This window comes from Desulfovibrio sp. 7SRBS1, from assembly GCF_049723905.1.
Classification (GTDB): domain Bacteria; phylum Desulfobacterota; class Desulfovibrionia; order Desulfovibrionales; family Desulfovibrionaceae.
In genome coordinates this window covers 568,705-585,601 of record NZ_JBJKFD010000001.1, presented here as the reverse complement: position 1 = coordinate 585,601, position 16,897 = coordinate 568,705, and the positions used below count along the sequence as shown (strand labels likewise).

The 16,897-nt window shown below is 51.0% G+C and carries 20 protein-coding genes; 15 read left to right on the top strand and 5 right to left on the bottom strand.

The annotated features are described in order from the left end of the window. Positions 1-10 precede the first annotated feature (10 nt). The 4 genes from ACI0FJ_RS02895 to ACI0FJ_RS02880 are packed head-to-tail and all read left to right on the top strand — an operon-like array spanning position 11 to position 4,288. The gene (locus tag ACI0FJ_RS02895; RefSeq protein WP_424298726.1) at positions 11-1,813 is read left to right on the top strand and encodes a terminase large subunit domain-containing protein; all 1,803 of its coding nucleotides are present in this window, start codon (positions 11-13) and stop codon (positions 1,811-1,813) included. An 8-nt stretch (positions 1,814-1,821) separates the two neighbouring features. Further along, positions 1,822-2,850: a phage portal protein gene (locus ACI0FJ_RS02890; RefSeq protein WP_424298723.1), complete on the top strand. Its 1,029-nt coding sequence runs from the start codon at positions 1,822-1,824 to the stop codon at positions 2,848-2,850. Positions 2,851-2,877: 27 nt separating this feature from the next. Beyond that, the gene (locus ACI0FJ_RS02885) at positions 2,878-3,126 is read left to right on the top strand and encodes an ogr/Delta-like zinc finger family protein (RefSeq protein WP_424298720.1); all 249 of its coding nucleotides are present in this window, start codon (positions 2,878-2,880) and stop codon (positions 3,124-3,126) included. Positions 3,127-3,136: 10 nt separating this feature from the next. Further along, positions 3,137-4,288: a hypothetical protein gene (locus ACI0FJ_RS02880; RefSeq protein ID WP_424298716.1), complete on the top strand. Its 1,152-nt coding sequence runs from the start codon at positions 3,137-3,139 to the stop codon at positions 4,286-4,288. Positions 4,289-4,428: 140 nt separating this feature from the next. On the opposite strand, the gene ACI0FJ_RS02875 is transcribed toward ACI0FJ_RS02880, so the two are convergent. After that, entirely contained in the window at positions 4,429-4,635 is a 207-nt protein-coding gene (locus ACI0FJ_RS02875) for a hypothetical protein (RefSeq protein WP_424298713.1), read from the bottom strand. 450 nt (positions 4,636-5,085) lie between these two features. Here ACI0FJ_RS02875 and ACI0FJ_RS02870 point away from each other — a divergent pair, with 450 nt between their 5' ends. Beyond that, entirely contained in the window at positions 5,086-5,526 is a 441-nt protein-coding gene (locus ACI0FJ_RS02870; protein ID WP_424298710.1) for a hypothetical protein, read from the top strand. 143 nt (positions 5,527-5,669) lie between these two features. Beyond that, complete coding sequence (locus ACI0FJ_RS02865) at positions 5,670-6,113, top strand: hypothetical protein (protein WP_424298707.1); 444 nt, start codon at positions 5,670-5,672, stop codon at positions 6,111-6,113. 75 nt (positions 6,114-6,188) lie between these two features. Here the strand turns inward: ACI0FJ_RS02865 and ACI0FJ_RS02860 are convergent, their stop codons facing one another. The 3 genes from ACI0FJ_RS02860 to ACI0FJ_RS02850 form a co-directional block, all read right to left on the bottom strand. Then, a complete protein-coding gene (locus ACI0FJ_RS02860) occupies positions 6,189-6,467 on the bottom strand; it encodes a hypothetical protein (RefSeq protein ID WP_424298704.1) in 279 nt (92 codons plus the stop codon). A gap of 77 nt (positions 6,468-6,544) precedes the next feature. Next, entirely contained in the window at positions 6,545-7,006 is a 462-nt protein-coding gene (locus tag ACI0FJ_RS02855) for a hypothetical protein (protein ID WP_424298701.1), read from the bottom strand. After that, positions 6,999-7,217, bottom strand: a complete 219-nt coding sequence (locus tag ACI0FJ_RS02850; protein WP_424298698.1) for a hypothetical protein — start codon at positions 7,215-7,217, stop codon at positions 6,999-7,001. The genes ACI0FJ_RS02855 and ACI0FJ_RS02850 overlap by 8 nt, the downstream gene beginning before the upstream one ends. 110 nt (positions 7,218-7,327) lie before the next feature. On the opposite strand from ACI0FJ_RS02850, the gene ACI0FJ_RS02845 reads away from it, so the two are divergent. Genes ACI0FJ_RS02845 through ACI0FJ_RS02835 form a run of 3 tightly spaced genes read left to right on the top strand, consistent with a single transcriptional unit; the run spans position 7,328 to position 8,689 of the window. Continuing rightward, positions 7,328-7,651 carry a hypothetical protein gene (locus tag ACI0FJ_RS02845; RefSeq protein WP_424298695.1) on the top strand — a complete coding sequence of 108 codons (324 nt, stop codon included), beginning with the start codon at positions 7,328-7,330 and terminating at the stop codon, positions 7,649-7,651. 26 nt (positions 7,652-7,677) lie between these two features. Further along, on the top strand, positions 7,678-7,866 hold the full coding sequence (locus ACI0FJ_RS02840) for a hypothetical protein (RefSeq protein WP_424298692.1): 189 nt from the start codon (positions 7,678-7,680) through the stop codon (positions 7,864-7,866). Then, the gene (locus ACI0FJ_RS02835) at positions 7,850-8,689 is read left to right on the top strand and encodes a hypothetical protein (protein ID WP_424298689.1); all 840 of its coding nucleotides are present in this window, start codon (positions 7,850-7,852) and stop codon (positions 8,687-8,689) included. Before ACI0FJ_RS02840 ends, ACI0FJ_RS02835 begins: the two co-directional genes overlap by 17 nt. A gap of 66 nt (positions 8,690-8,755) precedes the next feature. On the opposite strand, the gene ACI0FJ_RS02830 is transcribed toward ACI0FJ_RS02835, so the two are convergent. Then, complete coding sequence (locus ACI0FJ_RS02830) at positions 8,756-9,427, bottom strand: hypothetical protein (protein ID WP_424298686.1); 672 nt, start codon at positions 9,425-9,427, stop codon at positions 8,756-8,758. A 1,290-nt stretch (positions 9,428-10,717) separates the two neighbouring features. Here ACI0FJ_RS02830 and ACI0FJ_RS02825 point away from each other — a divergent pair. The 6 genes from ACI0FJ_RS02825 (at position 10,718) to ACI0FJ_RS02800 (ending at position 16,887) form a co-directional block, all read left to right on the top strand. Then, on the top strand, positions 10,718-10,906 hold the full coding sequence (locus tag ACI0FJ_RS02825; protein ID WP_424298683.1) for a hypothetical protein: 189 nt from the start codon (positions 10,718-10,720) through the stop codon (positions 10,904-10,906). 132 nt (positions 10,907-11,038) lie between these two features. After that, a complete protein-coding gene (locus ACI0FJ_RS02820) occupies positions 11,039-12,595 on the top strand; it encodes a methyl-accepting chemotaxis protein (protein WP_424298681.1) in 1,557 nt (518 codons plus the stop codon). A 608-nt stretch (positions 12,596-13,203) separates the two neighbouring features. Then, complete coding sequence (locus ACI0FJ_RS02815; RefSeq protein ID WP_424298678.1) at positions 13,204-13,332, top strand: hypothetical protein; 129 nt, start codon at positions 13,204-13,206, stop codon at positions 13,330-13,332. Positions 13,333-13,596: 264 nt separating this feature from the next. Continuing rightward, positions 13,597-13,815 (top strand): hypothetical protein, encoded by a 219-nt coding sequence (locus tag ACI0FJ_RS02810; protein ID WP_424298675.1) that lies wholly within the window; start codon positions 13,597-13,599, stop codon positions 13,813-13,815. A 502-nt stretch (positions 13,816-14,317) separates the two neighbouring features. After that, entirely contained in the window at positions 14,318-15,742 is a 1,425-nt protein-coding gene (locus ACI0FJ_RS02805) for an SLC13 family permease (protein ID WP_424298673.1), read from the top strand. A gap of 20 nt (positions 15,743-15,762) precedes the next feature. Further along, positions 15,763-16,887 (top strand): 2-oxoacid:acceptor oxidoreductase subunit alpha, encoded by a 1,125-nt coding sequence (locus ACI0FJ_RS02800; protein WP_424298670.1) that lies wholly within the window; start codon positions 15,763-15,765, stop codon positions 16,885-16,887. Positions 16,888-16,897: the final 10 nt, after the last annotated feature.

The following is a 16,897-nucleotide window of genomic DNA, read 5'->3' as shown; positions in this document are numbered from 1 at the left end:
GGGAAACGGCATGTATTGTGGCAACATGCCGCAATACCCGGAAGAAGTGATACAGGCCGCACGCGGTCTGTTCCTAAGACGACACAAGATTGCAGAAATTCACAAAATGCTCAACGTCCCCATGCGCACGCTGTATCATTGGCGCGACGCGGGATGTTGGGACGATCTATTGCAGCATGAAAGCGTTGAAGAAGCGACCAAGCGCCGCCTCGTCCTCCTGGTGGAGAAGCCCGAGAAGAACCGGACCGACCTTGCCGAAATAGAGCTTTTGACCACCAGCCTGGAACGCTTGCAGCGGTTACAGGAACGCAGGTTGCGGGGTCCGTCTGCCAGTACGTCCGATGCCGCCGAAGCTCCGGAAGCCGGAGAGAGTCCCGACCAGGCCGGATCCTCCGGACGCAAGCGCAAGGGCAAAAAACGGAAGATCAAAAACGATGTTTCCCACCTCACGGCCCAGGACTTCCGGGACAAGCTGCACAAGAATTTTTACGTCTACCAACACGAATTGCGCGAAGCCAAGCAGTACCGCAACCGCTTTCTGCTCAAGTCCCGCCAGATCGGGGCCACATGGTACTTTGCCCAAGAAGCCTTTGAAGACGCGGTACTTACCGGCGATAACCAGATATTTCTTTCCGCCACACGCGCCCAGGCCGACGTCTTCCGGCAATACATCGTTGCCATAGCAAAACAGCATTTCAACATAGAGTTGAAAGGCAAGGATACCCTGGAACTCAACACGGCCCACGGAATGGCCACGCTCTATTTTCTCTCTACCAGCAGTCGCAGCGCCCAAAGCTACCACGGCCACGTCTACATCGATGAATGTTTCTGGATCAATAAATTCACGGAACTGCACAAGGTGGCCACGGCCATGGCCGCGCACAAGAAATGGCGTCGCACGCTCTTTTCCACACCGTCGGTTATCAGCCACCAGGCCTATCCGCTCTGGTCCGGCGAAACCTTCAACAAGCGTTTCAAGAAAAAGCGCGTGGAGTTCCCAGGCGAGGACGAACTCCGGGCCGGTATCGTCTGCCCGGATACGATCTGGCGCAAGGTCATTACCCTGGACGACGCCGAACGCGGCGGGTGTGACCTGTTCGACCGGGACCAGCTCGTGCTGGAAAACGGGCCGGAAGAGTTCGACAACCTCTACCGCTGCAAATTCATCGACCTGGCCCTGGGAGCCTTCCGGCTTGCGGATCTGGAAGAGTGCTACACCGATTCCGCGTCCTGGGAAGACTTCAACGCCAAGGCGGAACGACCATTCGGCAATATGCCGGTGTGGTGCGGGTACGATCCCAGCCGGACCGGGGACGATGCTTCCTTTGTAGTGGTAGCCCCGCCCCTGAAAGCTGGCGGAGAGTTCCGGGTACTGGCCAGGTACAAGTGGATAGGCCAGTCCTTCCGCTGGCAGGCCGAACAGATCCGCGCCATCTGCAGCCGCTACAACGTGCAATATATGGGTGTGGATATCACCGGCCAGGGCATTGGCGTGTTTGAGCTGGTGCAGGTCTTTTACCCGCAGGTAACGGCCATTCACTATGGCTTGCAAACAAAGACACACCTGGTCCAAAAGGCGCAGGACGTTATCCGCTCCGGGCGTATAACCTGGGACGCCGGACAAACCGACATTGCCCACGCCTTTCTCACAATTCGCCAGACCACCACGGCAAACGGAAACATCACATACGCGGCCAACCGCACAAACGAAACCGGCCACGCAGACGTGGCCTGGGCCATCATGCATGCACTGCACAACGAACCACTTGCCGACCGGCCTAGCGGCGGGTGTGTCTTTGCCATGAGTGCATAGGAGCAAAAATGAAAGGACAAAAGCGTTCCCATACCACCGAGGACCAGGCCCCGACCGCAACCGCCGAATGCTTTACTTTTGGCGATCCGGAAGCGGTCTTAGACGGCCATACCATGATGACAGACCTTGGCGTCTGGCTTTTGGATAATGGGCGCTACTACAATCCGCCCGTATCCCTCACAGGCATTGCCAAGCTTTTACGGGCCAACGCCTACCACGGCCCGATTTTGGAATTTAAAACAAACATGGTCATGCGTGGATTTACGGCAAGCCGCGTGCTCAAGCGCCGGGAAATGAAATGCGCGGTCTATGACTACCTGGTCTTTGCAAATACATACTTTCAGTGTGTGCGCAACTATTACGGCGAAGTCATTGAAATGCGCCACCTGCAAGCAATCAATATGCGCCGTCTCAAAGAGCCGGGCCGGTACGCCATGCTTACAATCAGCGGCGAGCTAGTGGAGTTCCAGCCCGACGAGGTTTTGCACATCCTCAATTATGACGTGAGCCAGAAAATATACGGCCTGCCCGGCTACCTGGGCGCTATTCAGTCCATGCTGTTGAATGAGGACGCCACCTTGTTCCGACGCCGCTATTACAAGAACGGCGCGCACGTAGGGTACATCTTCTATTCCTCCAACTCAGGCCTGGAAGAAGCCATGCGAAGCAAGATCCAAAAGGCCATTGAAGGGGCCAAGGGCCTGGGCAACTTCAAGAACATGTTCTTGCATATCCCCAATGGCGCGGAAAAGGACATTCAGATCTTGCCCGTGGGCGACTTCAGCACAAAAGACGACCTGGAAAAGATCAAAAACATAAGCCGGGACGACATTATAGCCGCCCACCGCATCCCCCCGGCCCTGGCCGCAATCATCCCCCAGAACATGGCGGGCAGTTTCGGCGACGTCACAAAGATAGATCAGGTCTATCAGCGCAACGAAATTATGCCCATTCAAGAAGATTTGTTGGAAGTAAACGACGTATTACCCCCTGCAGCCCATGTATCTTTTGACATGTCCGTGACCCCACTTATATAGAAGTGCATACGGAACGGAGAATACACGATGAGCAGAATAGTTGTGGTGCGTTGCTGCAAATGCGGCGCGGCAGGCCGGGTGGAATCAAGCAAAGAAATATCGCCTCAATTGAAGCAACTCTATTGCAGTTGCGGCAATCCAGAGTGCGGCCATACCTGGGTAATGAACCTGGAGTTTGCCCACACTCTCAGCCCTTCCGCCCTCGACCTGCCCGAAGCCATGCGCCAAAAAATACGGACACTCAGCCCCGCCCAGCAGGGGCGGTTGTTTATGTAGGAAGGGGAAGATGGAAAAAATGCAAGACCTCGCCCAAAAAGAACGAGAAGCCGAGAAGTATATTGGGATACTAATCACTAGGGCGCAAGAAATCGCCACTAAAGCATCAAAAATAGACATGCCGGAAGAAACAATCAACTTCATCAAAGAATTTGAAATTTTTATCGACCAAAATATTGACTATTATATCAAACTATTCACATTTAGTCCAGAATTTGAACTCTTTACAAAGCAATTATCTAAATTCAACTTTTATACACAAAAAATATCTCCAAACGACAAAATATATACTTATAATTCTACTATAGATATGATATTCATTGCAGATATAATAATCAACATCAATCCAAATGAAAGCACAAACTTTATAAAAGACCACAAAAACTTTATAGATATGTTTAAAAATGACCATAATACAACACCAGAAAATAGTTATGTACAATTTTCACAGATAGTAATGTTAAATTTTTTCAAAAATCAATTTAAAGATTCAATTGAAAAAATTACAGAAAAAGAGAACAATTTAAAGGAAGAAGGAAATAGACTAGAGTCAAACATAAAAAACAAATATGAAGACCTTGAGAAAATCTTCAAAGAAAGTGTTGAAAAGCTTGGTATTGTTTTTCAAAATTTAAAAGAATCTAAAAGAAAAGAACTATGGATCATTGAAGGAATTGCAGCGTTAATTTTTCTAGCAATTTTTTTTGTTGCATATGAAGGATTTACTCTTGTACACAGCCAAGGTATTTACACACAAAAAATAAATATAAATAGAACATTACAAAATGCTTCTGCCATCACCTCCCAGATAGAAAAACCAAGCGTCACCCTTCCTCCCGATCAGTCATCATCCTTTTCTTTTCTTGGTAATCTTTTTGAACAAGGATTTTTCTTTTACCTCTTCGGCGAAGCTATGCTTATCTACTTGTTCCGAATTTTGCTAACGAATTACTATACCGCACGAGATGAATACATTCAGCTACAAATTCGAGAGGCTCTATGCAAGTTTATCCCTACATACAAAGTCTTTGCTGAAGACAAAAATGATAACCTGCACGAATTTGCTACACATATATTCAGCCCCATTAATTCGCGCCTTAACCCCACGCCACACCCAATGGATTTTTTGGGACAAATAACGGATGCAATTAAGAAAAAATGATAAGCCCCGCCCTGGACTTGCCCGAAGCCATGCGACAAAAAATACGGACACTCAGCCCCGCGCAGCAGGGACAACTCTTTGCATAGATGAGATACGAATCAATAAGGCCCTGGCACTTTCCAGCACCGGGGCTTTTCTTTTTATACACATTTCTTACATACACCACGCAGCCTCGGCCCGGTCTTGCCGCTTCCCCATGGCGCGTCTAATATTGCCACCATGGGGTCTTCCATATTGGCGAACAGGTTGCCCAGCCCTTCCCCAAATTCCTTGCGTTTAAAAATATCTTTATTGTCGTCAAAGCCTTCGTAATCGCCAATTTCCAATTCCTTCGGGAAAATATGCATGGGGCCTCCAATGTGGTTTAGCAAAGGAGTTATATGCTTCGTATCAAGAAACAGATCAAGGTAGGGTAAAGGAGTATCGCTCCCCCTTTCCACTTTTTAAGTCTTTGTTTATGAGTCAAATAATATATTAAAAAGTTGATTTTGCAGGCCCAGTCCAAAAGGCAAAAGTTTAATGTATAATGATGCCCCCCTTTGAAAAAACTGGACAGCTATAAGATATAGAAAATACGCCCACATCAGAAATCCGAACATTTATTGACATAATGCAGGTTTACCGATTCCCAAATCCCGGCTGGGGCCATATTTCATGCTCTTGATGATCTTTTCATTCTTAGCTGTACTTTTCCGGCAAAAAAGTTCCTATCTGTCACGGTGGCCCTTTTATTGCAACGACGTCAATTAGACCCACTTTGGATATTGAGTTCAAAACCAGAATCAGGAGGTGGTATCATGGCGTTCAGAATTTTATCCAAAAGCGTTCGGCTTCTCTGCCTTGCGGGGACGGTCCTGTTTGTGTGGGGATCTTACGCCCCGGCCCGGGCGGCGCAGATTTATACCATAAATAATACGGATACTGAGGTAAGAGTCTCCTTTACTGTGGAGAAGTTCATGCTATACACATTTGGAATAGAGCAAGGTAATCACCGGACCGGTATCGTTCGTCCCTATAGCTCGAACACACTCGAACATATAAACTTTATGCTTGCTCACCTGATTGGTGAGGTCTCTGTCTATGAATTTGGTCCAAGCATTTCTACAAAGTCTGGGAAATACTTGTGTGAAGCAAGCCTACCTGCTGATTCCACCAGCAAAAAATATTACTTTGTCCGGGTGACCTTGAACCAATCATCGCCGGGCGATAAAATTACGTGCGATTTCTTCTTCCGCTGATGAAGCGGGGCAACTGCCTTTTTCCGGAGGCTTAGGGGCATCCGTCAGGCAATGCCTACCGAGTTGGCGCCAGGATCAAGGGGCGCCAAGTATGTGGGCGTCGTCCGGAAGAAAGATCATGGCAAGAACCAGGAGGTGGTATCATGGCGTTCAGAATTTTATCCAAAAGCGTTCGGCTTCTCTGCCTTGCGGGAACGGTCCTGTTTGTGTGGGGATCTTACGCCCCGGCCCGGGCAGCGCAGGTTTATACCATAAACAATACGGATACTGAGGTAAGAGTCTCTTTTACGGAGGCGGGTTACCTAATAATCCCCGCGCTCTACGAAGAAACTGGACACCGGACCGATATCATTCGTCCCTATAGCTCGAAGACACATGATAGTATATTCTCTTTGTACCGTTACCTGATTGATCAGGTCGCCGTCTATGAATATGAACAAAGCAGTTCTGATAAACTGAGGAAGCTTGTGTGTGGGCCGACAAGCCTGCCTGCTGATTCCCCCGACAAAAAATATTACTTTGTCCGGGTGACCTTGAACCAATCATCGCCGGGCGGTAAAATTACGTGCGATTTCTTCTTCCGCTGATGAAGCGGGGCAACTGCCTTTTTCCGGAGGCTTAGGGGCATCCGTCAGGCAATGCCTACCGAGTTGGCGCCAGGATCAAGGGGCGCCAAGTATGTGGGCGTCGTCCGGAAGAAAGATCATGGCAAAATAGTTTACATTTTTCCATTTTGCAGATCCCTCTAAAACATCTGTGGAAAAACTTGCGTCCTCTGACCTTACGTTTAAACCTTCTTTTATGGATCCTGATTTGATCACTATTTTTACATAGTTTTCCTGGTCACCACCTAAATAGATATTTACTGCTTTATCAGAGTCGAAAGCACTTACAAGCAATAAGTGGCTCGTAATCCGAACAGACAGCTGTTTCTTTTCCAAAATCCTTCCCTCCGGCCAAGGCCCCGATGCCTTCCAGCACAGGGGCCATTACCCACCATTTCAACCAACACTAAAATTCAAGCCACCCTTTCCCCTCTCCTGGCCTCTTCGGCCTGCGCCTGCTGGCGTTCTTGCATGGCCCGCACCCGCGTTTGGTAGGCGTCCACGTCCATCATGCCCCGCGCCACCTCGGGGAACGGCAAGAGTTCCCCGGCGAACCGTGCCCGCATATTGGCCGCATGCATCCGGTTTCGCTGCTTTTGCGCATCGCTTATGGGCGCGGACGGCAAGGCAGGCGTAGACGTCCTGTTCCGCTGGCGGATCTCGTCCACAAATCCGCGCACTTCAACGGGCTTGGGAAAGAACCGGCACCGGCTTATTGCTTCCTGGCAGGCGGCGAGGAATTCCGCGTTGTTCACATCGGGAAAGGCTCGCTCCCAATTGGGAAGCATGGTTTCCAAGTCTGCGATGGTGTACGCGCCTTTCCAAATTTTCGAGAGTTCCTTAAGCCCGAGGTTAATTGCATTACGATCAGCCATCGAGCCGCACCTCCTTGCGAAGGCGTTGAATATCGAGCGATTGTGCGTAGGAGTCCATTTCCTTGACCTCTTTCAGATTCTTGGGCTTGTATGTGCCGCCAGCCGCCCCGCCTATGGCGGCAACCTGCTTCGATTCCTGCGGCAGAAACTTGCCCTCAAGCACGTTAATCATGTTGCTCGGGGTAATAGCCAGTCGAAGCTTGCCCGCCATCCACGGTCCCCTGCACCCAGCAGAAAAGAGCACTCGGCCACAAGCGCGAAATAGTTTTTCCACCACGCCAAGTCCCTGCACTCGGCCCGGCTTTGCCAGCGGGCACGGAGGTGATTTTTCCGTTTGGCCGTAAGTTCTTTTACCTGCGGGAGCATCGGCAACGTGGCGTTGTAGAGGCGTTGGAATCCCGCACTGCGCCCCAAGACATACCTCGTTTTTGGCTCACACCCTCATGGTGCGAACTGACATATGCCGAGGGCCGAGTCGGTGAAATCTTCCACCGGGAACCTAGCGAGTCAAAAGAGGCGTTTGTTGCCCGAGTGGAAGCTTCCACCACGTCCACGGTCCTTCACGGATTCAAGCCCTTGACCAATGAGGAATGGGAACAGATTGCCCAGGCCCACTACGCAAACCGCGCCGAATCCGGCGCTTAACCTACCAAAACAACAGGAGAACAACAATGGCCGAAGTTTCTCGAAACAACATGCTGATCATTCGCCGCGTCAATCTGGCCGAACACCTTGCCGAAGCCACTGCCCTAATTGGCGAAATTGCCAAAGATGGTCAAGGCTTGCCGGACGAAATCCGCGAAGCCGTAAAAACTTTGAACAACAAAATCAAGGAGATGAATTATGATTATGATCAATGAAAACGGACTCGCCAAGGTTCCGGGCGTTGGCAACCTGCCGATTCCCAACCTGAGCCCCCGTGAGTTGGACATGGAGCAGCCCGCAGAACCGCATGGACTCGGCAACATCGGAAACGCGCTTGGGCTGCCCCGCCTTGATATGCGTTTAAAGTCCATCCTGAGCCGCGACAATGCGCACAGCATTAAAAGCCGGTCCCGCCACTATGACAGGATCGCAAAAATCGCGATTGACCCTCTCGGAACGGCTATCGCGAATGCTCGCAGGATTGCCAAGAACACCGACCTCAAGGATGAAATCCGAGCCAGGCGTGCGGCCGAGGCCATTGAAGGAGCTTGGCCCGAAGCTCAGAAGGAACTGGACGCAATCCAAGGAGAACTGAGCAAAGCCGTCAACTTTGCCGAAGCCGTTTATCGCGAAGTCTGGACTCGTCCGGAAGACACCGACCCGCACCTACAGGAACTGCGTGATCGCGAGGTTCGCGACGTACTCCGAAGCATGGAGGACAACAAGCGCATTGTGGCAATTATGGATGCAGCCAGGGCGGGGCGTCTGGACCTGTTCAGGATTCTTGAAGCCGATCCGTTGGGCCAGCTTGCAACCAGCTTCCCCAGTGACACCATGGACCGCGCCAGAGCTTTAGTTCTCGACAAAGCCGGGTTTGGTTGGGGCCAAGCCCTGCGCGATGATGCCAAGGCTGATTCTGAGCATCTCGCTGCAATGGTCCGCCTGCTCAAGGATGGGATCGCAGCGGAGCTTACCAGTTCCTTCGGCGCACGTTTCAATAACACCCCGAAGCAGCCTCGGCTTTTGAAGGCCGCTTAATTACGAAACAGCTCGCGATTCTCCATCGTGGCAATGGGGCCGGTCCTTCGGGGCTGGCTCTTTTTGTTACTTTGGTTTCAACTGATAAACACTACAAGAAAGACCTAGAGGCTTGGCAATATCCGAAGCAAATCGTAATTGTGAAGCGTGTAAATAGTCTGTTGTTTTAACCTCAATAAATTCTATGCCACTTTTATCAATCACTGTAATGTCTGGCCATCCTGAACGATAATCGTAAGGATTCTCACTGAATATAGATGCAATGTCGAATAGATCGCTTCTGGTGATTGAATCAGATAATAAGCAAATAAAATCAAACCTTATTTTCGGATAAAAATGTTTTATGATGTCATCCGAACAAATTTCGATGATATTATTTATTAATCTTTCTTTGCTTATAGACAATATCTGATCAATGATTTCATTCTTTGATTTGGCAAGTATGGTTAATTGTGCCTCCAAATATCTTCTTACAGCATCTTCTCTGTCTGAGAATGTGTTAAGTTTTTCAAGAACGTCTAGTGTTGCAGCTTTAATTAAGATGTTTATTGATGCACCTTCGCACCAACTGCAATGTTTGTCTTTCTCTGTAAGTTGCTTGCATATTACCTCTTCTGGATTAAGCCGCTGTAGCCCTGCGTAATTCCAATGTTTTTTGGATACATACTCCGCAAGGGCAATATGCAATGGCCATCCAATTTCCTCACACTGCGAAACCAGCTTACCTTTTCTGGGCATGGTGTATCCCCTTTCAGGGGGTACGGAAGCACCGCAGACCCCATCGGATTATTTCTTGGGGGTAGTCAGGTCAACATCCGGGAGTGTAGCTTGCCGTTCCTGCTCTTGTGGCTTGTCACTATCGGCTATATCCACCGCCCATTCGAGCCTGAGCGGGATCATGGCCGTCAAGTCTGCCTCGGTTGGCGGTTCGGATAGCCCGGAAGGGTGGAAGGGGCATATGCCACCCTCATTACGCTCTCGCACATATTCCATAAATTCGCGTTCATCTTCTTTTGTCCAAGTCATGGCCGGACGTTAACAGCCCTTCAAGTCCGTGGCAACGTAGGTCACTCTCCGCCATGCGCTTACCGCCCCATAACTGGGAGCAACAAAAAAAGTGATTTTTTATCTCAAGTGATAACTGTAGAATAGATATGAAATTACATAGACACCCTCGCCATCTAACCATCCAGAGCTGTCCAAAAAGCCTCAAAACCATTGTAAATCAAGGGCTTTTTTAGTTTTTGGTGTCGCTGTTGTACGTCTCAATCCGCCTCTGCCCTGCCTTGCCCCGTACAACCCCAATATACTGCGTTTTGCACCTAGCTGTGATGTTCCAAAAGGTTGTTCACTCGTCCTAAATTTGCAGAGGTTGGGATTCCACATCGTAACCAGCAAACCCAAAACGGGGGAACGTGCACCAGAATGCTAAGCTCGCTTCTCTTGGGCGAGCGGAATTCGTTCGTTGTATTGAAGCGGGAGTCACCCCCATGAGCAGGGCTGGACTCGGAGTGAACAACTTCATGACACTCCACAGCTAAAGAGTGAAGCGTATGCTACTAGAATCGCATATCAAATCAAGGAACAACTGCGGTGAATACGGCAAGCGAAAACTAGCCATGCAGCGAAATGGCAAACGATGAATTTCATCAATTATGCCCGTGATAAAGTACAGGATGAGCCGCTTCACAGCTCCGTCAGAATCGCGTTGAAAACTTTCGAAAGGCACTTGAACCGTATCCTCTATCGTTGGTGATCATAGCATACAAACGCACGGCTGGAGGGATTAACGGCCTGTTTCAAGCCGCACGCGCAAAGGCCCGGGGGTATAGAAATCCGGTAAATTTTATAACCATAATATAACTGATCGCTGCGCCACTTGGTGGTATCGTTGTCCGGGAAATGAGTTTCACAAAAAAATTTAAAGAGTCTTTATTCAGGGCCTCAAATATGGTATTTTGGGATTAGTGTAGATTTTTTTTGGACACTGAATTTTGGGGGTAAGAATTGATACCCAGGGGGTTGTTCATGGCCGAATCAGAAACTCCAGAAGCCATGCCCAAGCGATTTTGGGCGCAGCATAAAACCGAACTTTTACGTGGCGAGGATATTAAACTTGTTAGCCGCGAAGTGGGCAGAACGGCAGCCAAACTTTCTCGCTGGAAAGAAGCCTTTCTTGCCGTCGGCGAACAAACCATGGAAATCAAGTTACTCTGAGTACAGATTGCACGAATGGAGCAAGGTTGCCCTTTGGCGTTCCGGAGGTCGAGAAAATGGGCCAGTCCATCTCATCATCCGCAGAAAAAAGGTACAGACTGGTGAAAAATCTTCTTAGACAGGGGAATTACTATGCGCACTTCAACTAAATCAAGATCAATAAAAACAACCTTCAACACTATTATGCTGGTATTCTTTGTGCTATTCTGTGCATCTGGATTCATTGGATTCATGAATATAACGAGTGCAATCTGGCCTTTGAGTATTATTTCAATACTTCTATTTGCATCTTGTTACTTTTTTTTATTGAAAAAATTCATTTCTCCAATCGCAAAAATTGCGAATACTATAACTACTGTTGCTGAAAATGACTATAAAATCAGCAATGAAAAGCAGTTAGGTAATACGGTAAAAGGATGTGCTCTTACCCTAGATGCGCTTTTAACAGCGGCCAGAGATAAAATCTATTGGTACGAAAGTTTGCTTGACTCCATTCCCTGGCCTATTTCCGTAACGGATATGGACATGAATTGGACCTTTATCAACAAGGCGGCCATGGATCTGACAGCGTCAACTCGGGAAGAGGCGCTAGGGAAACAATGCAGCAACTGGGGCGCAGACATTTGCGATACCGATCGTTGCGGTATTGCCTGCCTCAGACGGGGGCAAAATACTTCGTTCTTTACGCAGCCCGGACTGGAAAGAGATTTTCAGGTCGATACCGCCTATCTGACCGACAAGTCGGGCCAGCAAATCGGGCATATAGAAGTGGTTCAGGACGTTACTGAAATGAACCAGGTAAAGAAGAAAGCGGAACAGGCTCAGAAGGAAGGCATGTTCCTGGCTGCGGATCAGCTTGATTCGATAATGCAAAATCTCAGCGCATCCACGGAACAATTGTACCGCCAGGTCGAAGAAGCCAACGACGGAGCGCAGACGCAAAGCGAACGTATCGCGGAAACGGCAACAGCCATGGAACAAATGAACGTGACCGTATTGGAAGTGGCCCAAAACGCTTCCGACGCGGCCGTCAACTCCGAGGCAACGCGTTCCAGGGCCCAGGAAGGGGCTGAAATCGTCAATGACGTTGCCGGAGCCATCTCGGACATCGAGCAGCGCGTGCAGGACATGCAGCAGGACGTGAACGGCCTTGGACAGCAAGCCGAAGGGATCGGACAAATAATGAACGTAATCACGGACATTGCCGACCAGACAAACCTGCTGGCGTTGAACGCAGCCATCGAGGCCGCGCGGGCGGGCGATGCAGGCCGGGGCTTTGCTGTGGTTGCCGATGAAGTACGCAAGCTGGCGGAAAAAACCATGTCCGCGACAAAAGAGGTGGGCGACGCCATTACTTCCATCCAGAACGGTACCAGAAACAATATCAGCAACATGGACCAGGTTGTCAAGGTGGTGACCCAGGGGGCCACTTTGGCGCAGGAGTCCGGCCAGGCCTTGGAAAGCATTGTCACACTCGCCGAAGACACCTCGCTGCAGGTCAGTGCCATTGCGACTGCGTCGAATGAGCAATCCGCGGCCAACGAAGAAATAGCCAGACATACCGAAGAGATCAACAGGATCTCCGGCGAAACCAGCGCCTCCATGTCCCAGGCAACCACGGCCCTTTCGCAGCTTGTGCAGAATGTCAATAAATTACAGCAAATCATCGAAGGGCTGCGAAAGGTTTAAAACTCGAACAGGCTGGAATACAAGCTTATGCACCGCCCTGGCTCCTTGGCCGGGGCGGTCGTTCTACACAACAGGATAGCAACATGTAACTCTGGATAGATATATCTACCTGTTTTGATTCACACATTGCAACTTTGAACCAATCTCTTCGGGGGTACATACACAGAAGGAGCCAAGCCTCGCTGTGTAGCTTTTCCTGGTCAGGGCAAACCGGCTCTCATGGATACCCAGCGTAGGATCCAAGAATTCGAAAAGAAGCTCAAGAATTCCGAACAGGATCGAGAAGACATACAAACACTTGTTTGACTTGACCATGCGTTCGGGCGGCATCTTTCAGAACGTGCTGTTTCGCAAGGTCAAACATAGCAAGGGAATGTAAGTTAGGCTGCCCATCCCCGCAGCAGGGCTCGGCGCAAAAGGGGTGTTCCGCAGATGTCCGGAAGCCATCTGCTCAGCCGAGTATCCCGCCGGAACAATCTCAAACATCCCACGGCCCATGTCGCCTTTTTCCTGTGGTGCATGGTCAGCTATGTCTTCCCCGAGGCCAGAGCATCCGAGGAAGTCAAAAACCTGCGAACAACACCATCCGGGTATCCATTCCGGACGATATGGGCTGTTACTTCCCCGCCATGATGCTGTACGACGATTTTGACAACGCCGCTCTGTTGGCTGAACGTACGGTTCTGGCTCTGGGGAGCAGGAACTCTGAGGTTATCATTACGGCCTGCCCCACCTAGGGATTAGCCCTGAAAGAACAGTATTGAACGACTGCCCCTTGACAACGAGGCCTGATCCATCTGACAGGGCCTGCGCAGCAAGCTGATCGATTACTCCCCATATCTCGTCCAACCCCGTATCTCCCGAAATATAGTTTCACGAGAGCGCAACGTGACCTCTCGTGCTTCCTGCCACATGGCCCGAAACGTGAAGACTTAACCGCGCCAGCGACTGTAAGCCCCGCCAGAAACCAAGTATATCAGGATGTATGACGCCGGAGCCTATTGCGGGGCAGCACTTTCAGCATTGAGAACTACGAATTGTCCAACCCCATCCACGACGACAAAATCGGGAATACCATCCCCGGCTCCGCCACAGTGACCATTGGCTGTCCGGCCTGCATAATGCACATTGCTGATGGTCAGGCTAGACACGGCTCGGACATCAAGGCCGTGCACACGACCAAACGAGTGGCCAAAGTCTGCGGACCACGACTTCGCTAACGCCCTTCCCTTGATTCACCTGGAGCCCCCATCAGAACCGGAACAATAAAGATTCCGGCTCCTTCCCGTTCACCGAAAGACTGAAAAACCCATGCCATACTTCGGGGCAATACCCTTTACCGGTCTTCAGCCCACCTTTCCGACCCACTCCCGTGCCCTCTCTCTCCGAGACACCCGGAACATGGACAAGGAAAGAAAATGAACACCGCTAAATATTTTAACACCATCTGTTACAAAAAGGAGACGGCCTCTAAAAGACAAAAAGAAATATCCTTATATAACAGCATGTTAAAAAAGTTTTTATGTGTATTATTTCTGGCACACTGGTTGCTATTCGCAAACAACTTCGCACGATCCACCGGACTGTTTCAGACCTGAACCGGAATCTCGCGAGGAAAAGCAACACAGATGCCTGCGTCCCGTTTCAACACAGGTAAAGGATCGGCGGCGCACCAAATGGGATTCACCCAAGATCGCTCTTTCGCATTGTAGGAGGTACAACATGGAGTGCAAAACGGAGTCGGGTGGCGGTTGGGTTGTTTACGTAAAATACGCCGTTGCCATTTTATCCATTATTGCGGCGTATTCAATTTCACAAATAACCCCACCGGAAGGATTGACCCCTCAGGCCATGACCGCCATCGGCGTTCTCGTCTTCGCCGTGGGTTGGTGGATATGCCAGATCGTACCGGAGTACGTTACCGGCATATTGATGTGTACGTTCTGGGCTGCAACCAAAAGCGTCAAATTCAACGTGGCCTTTTCCACCTTTGCCGGAACAGGCTGGTGGATGATGGTAGGAGCCTTTGCTTTGGGTGCGGTGGCAGGCAGAACTGGCCTGCTGCGGCGTATTTCTCTCTATGTACTGACGCTTTTTCCGGCGACCTTCAAAGGGCAGGTTCTGGGCCTCATGGGCGCGGGAACCATCATCAGCCCGCTGGTGCCGAGCATGAACGCCAAGTCCGCCCTGTCCGCGCCGCTGGCCCTGGCCATCAGCGACTCTCTGGGCGCAGAAAGGAAAAGCCCGGCCGCTTCCGGCCTGATGGCCGCCTGCTACACCGGCTTCGTCCTTATGGGCCACATTTTCCTGTCCGGTTCCTTCAGCCACTATATGTTGATCAGCATCCTCCCGGAACAGTATAAGAACGTCTCCTGGTTCGACTGGTTCCTGTGGGCGCTGCCCTGGGGCGTCGTGGCCTTTGTCGGATTGGCGCTTTACATTTTCTGGGCATACAAGCCCGAAGAGCCTCTGGCCCTGCCCAAGGGATACGGCCGCAAGGAACTGGATAAAATCGGCCCCATGACCAGGGACGAAAAAATCGTTCTGGCTGTTATCCTCTGTGCCCTGCTGGGATGGATGACCAGCTTCATTCACCACATCTCCGGTGCCGTCATTGCCGTGCTCGCCATGTGCGTGCTGCTCGGCGTGAAAACCATGACCAAGGAAGACTTCAAGAGCCGCATCGAATGGCCCGCCATCTTCCTTATCGGTTGCGTTTTCAACATGGCCAAAGTGGTCAAGGCCTTGAGCATAGACACATGGCTGACGGGCGCACTCAGGCCGATCATGGGCTTGGTCATGACCAACACCTTCACCATGATCATATCCATCGTTGTGGTCATCATCCTGATGCGCTTCCTGATAACCAACATGACCTCAGGCTCCATCATCGTGGCCATCGTCATGATGCCGTCGGTCATGGCCGCAGGCGTCAATCCATGGATCGTCATCTTTGTAGCCTTTACGGCCGCTAACCTCTTCTTCTTCAAGTATATGAACACCATATACCTCTGCGCCCAATTTACCACGCACGGAGAGATGTCAGACCACTGGCCCATGGCCAAGTTCTGCATGGCCTTCACCGTCATCAGTACGATCGGTTTCCTGGTCAGTGTCCCGTTCTGGAAGATGTTCGGCTTAATGTAATAGATTGAGGAGCTTATCCAATGAGTACAACCAAATTGATTCAAGGCAACGCAGCCATAGCCCAGGGCGCTTTCTACGCCGGGGCACGGTTCTATGCCGGCTACCCCATCACACCATCCTCTGAAATCGCACAGATCTGTGCGGCAGAGATGCCCAAGATCGGTGGTGTGTATATGCAGATGGAGGACGAACTGGGCAGCATGGGCGCCATCATCGGCGCGTCATTGTCCGGCGCCAAGGCCTTTACCGCCACCAGCGGTCCCGGCTTTTCCCTGATGCAGGAGAACCTGGGCATGGCCACCATGGGCGAAGTCCCGCTGGTCGTGGTCAACGTCCAGCGTTCTGGCCCCAGTACGGGTCTTGCCACCCGCCCGGCCCAGTCGGATGTCATGCAGCTGCGTTGGGGCCGTCATGGAGACCAGAGCGTCGTCGCCCTCATCCCGGCCACCGTTGCCGAATGCTTCGAGCTGACGGTCAAGGCATTCAACATCGCCGAGCGTTACCGCACACAGGTAGTGGTCGCCCCCGACGAAGTGGTCGGCCACATGCGCGAAAGCTACACCATCCCGGAACCCGGCGAGCTGGAAGTGATCGACCGTGCCAAGCCCACAGGCGCCCCCAAAGATTACAAGCCGTTCGATTTCACCCCTGGCGCTGTCGCCCCTCTGGCCGCTTATGGCAGCGACTACATCTTCCATGTGACCAGTTCCATGCACGGCGAGGACGGATTCAGCTGCAACACGCCTGCAAATGCTGCCCGCCGCGTGGCCCAGCTGCATACCAAACTGGAAGAAAATCTGGATGACGTGATCATGGTCAAGGAGTTCGACACGGACGGATGCGAAGTGCTCATCGTCGCATACGGCGTTGTCACCCGTGCAGCCCGCACCGCCGCGGCCAATGCTCGGGAAAAAGGTCTCAAGGTCGGGGTGCTGCAGCTCCAGACCATCTGGCCCTTCCCGGAAAAGGCCGTTGCCAAGGCTGCAGCCAATGCACGCAGGATCGTCGTTCCCGAAATGAACTATTCGGGCCAGGTTGCCGGCGAAGTACGCAAGGTGGTCGGTGACCCCTCCATGGTCAGCCAGGTCAATTCGTACAACGGAACAATCATGTTCCCCGACTCCATCACAAAGGCTTTGTTTTAGGAGAATATCC

Coding starts and splice junctions, on each gene's coding strand:
- ACI0FJ_RS02895 (WP_424298726.1), top strand. CDS start 11: ATGTATTGTGGCAACATGCCGCAATACCCGGAAGAAGTGATACAGGCC.
- ACI0FJ_RS02890 (WP_424298723.1), top strand. CDS start 1,822: ATGAAAGGACAAAAGCGTTCCCATACCACCGAGGACCAGGCCCCGACC.
- ACI0FJ_RS02885 (WP_424298720.1), top strand. CDS start 2,878: ATGAGCAGAATAGTTGTGGTGCGTTGCTGCAAATGCGGCGCGGCAGGC.
- ACI0FJ_RS02880 (WP_424298716.1), top strand. CDS start 3,137: ATGGAAAAAATGCAAGACCTCGCCCAAAAAGAACGAGAAGCCGAGAAG.
- ACI0FJ_RS02875 (WP_424298713.1), bottom strand. CDS start 4,635: ATGCATATTTTCCCGAAGGAATTGGAAATTGGCGATTACGAAGGCTTT.
- ACI0FJ_RS02870 (WP_424298710.1), top strand. CDS start 5,086: ATGGCGTTCAGAATTTTATCCAAAAGCGTTCGGCTTCTCTGCCTTGCG.
- ACI0FJ_RS02865 (WP_424298707.1), top strand. CDS start 5,670: ATGGCGTTCAGAATTTTATCCAAAAGCGTTCGGCTTCTCTGCCTTGCG.
- ACI0FJ_RS02855 (WP_424298701.1), bottom strand. CDS start 7,006: ATGGCTGATCGTAATGCAATTAACCTCGGGCTTAAGGAACTCTCGAAA.
- ACI0FJ_RS02850 (WP_424298698.1), bottom strand. CDS start 7,217: ATGGCGGGCAAGCTTCGACTGGCTATTACCCCGAGCAACATGATTAAC.
- ACI0FJ_RS02840 (WP_424298692.1), top strand. CDS start 7,678: ATGGCCGAAGTTTCTCGAAACAACATGCTGATCATTCGCCGCGTCAAT.
- ACI0FJ_RS02835 (WP_424298689.1), top strand. CDS start 7,850: ATGATTATGATCAATGAAAACGGACTCGCCAAGGTTCCGGGCGTTGGC.
- ACI0FJ_RS02830 (WP_424298686.1), bottom strand. CDS start 9,427: ATGCCCAGAAAAGGTAAGCTGGTTTCGCAGTGTGAGGAAATTGGATGG.
- ACI0FJ_RS02825 (WP_424298683.1), top strand. CDS start 10,718: ATGGCCGAATCAGAAACTCCAGAAGCCATGCCCAAGCGATTTTGGGCG.
- ACI0FJ_RS02820 (WP_424298681.1), top strand. CDS start 11,039: ATGCGCACTTCAACTAAATCAAGATCAATAAAAACAACCTTCAACACT.
- ACI0FJ_RS02815 (WP_424298678.1), top strand. CDS start 13,204: ATGGGCTGTTACTTCCCCGCCATGATGCTGTACGACGATTTTGACAAC.
- ACI0FJ_RS02805 (WP_424298673.1), top strand. CDS start 14,318: ATGGAGTGCAAAACGGAGTCGGGTGGCGGTTGGGTTGTTTACGTAAAA.
- ACI0FJ_RS02800 (WP_424298670.1), top strand. CDS start 15,763: ATGAGTACAACCAAATTGATTCAAGGCAACGCAGCCATAGCCCAGGGC.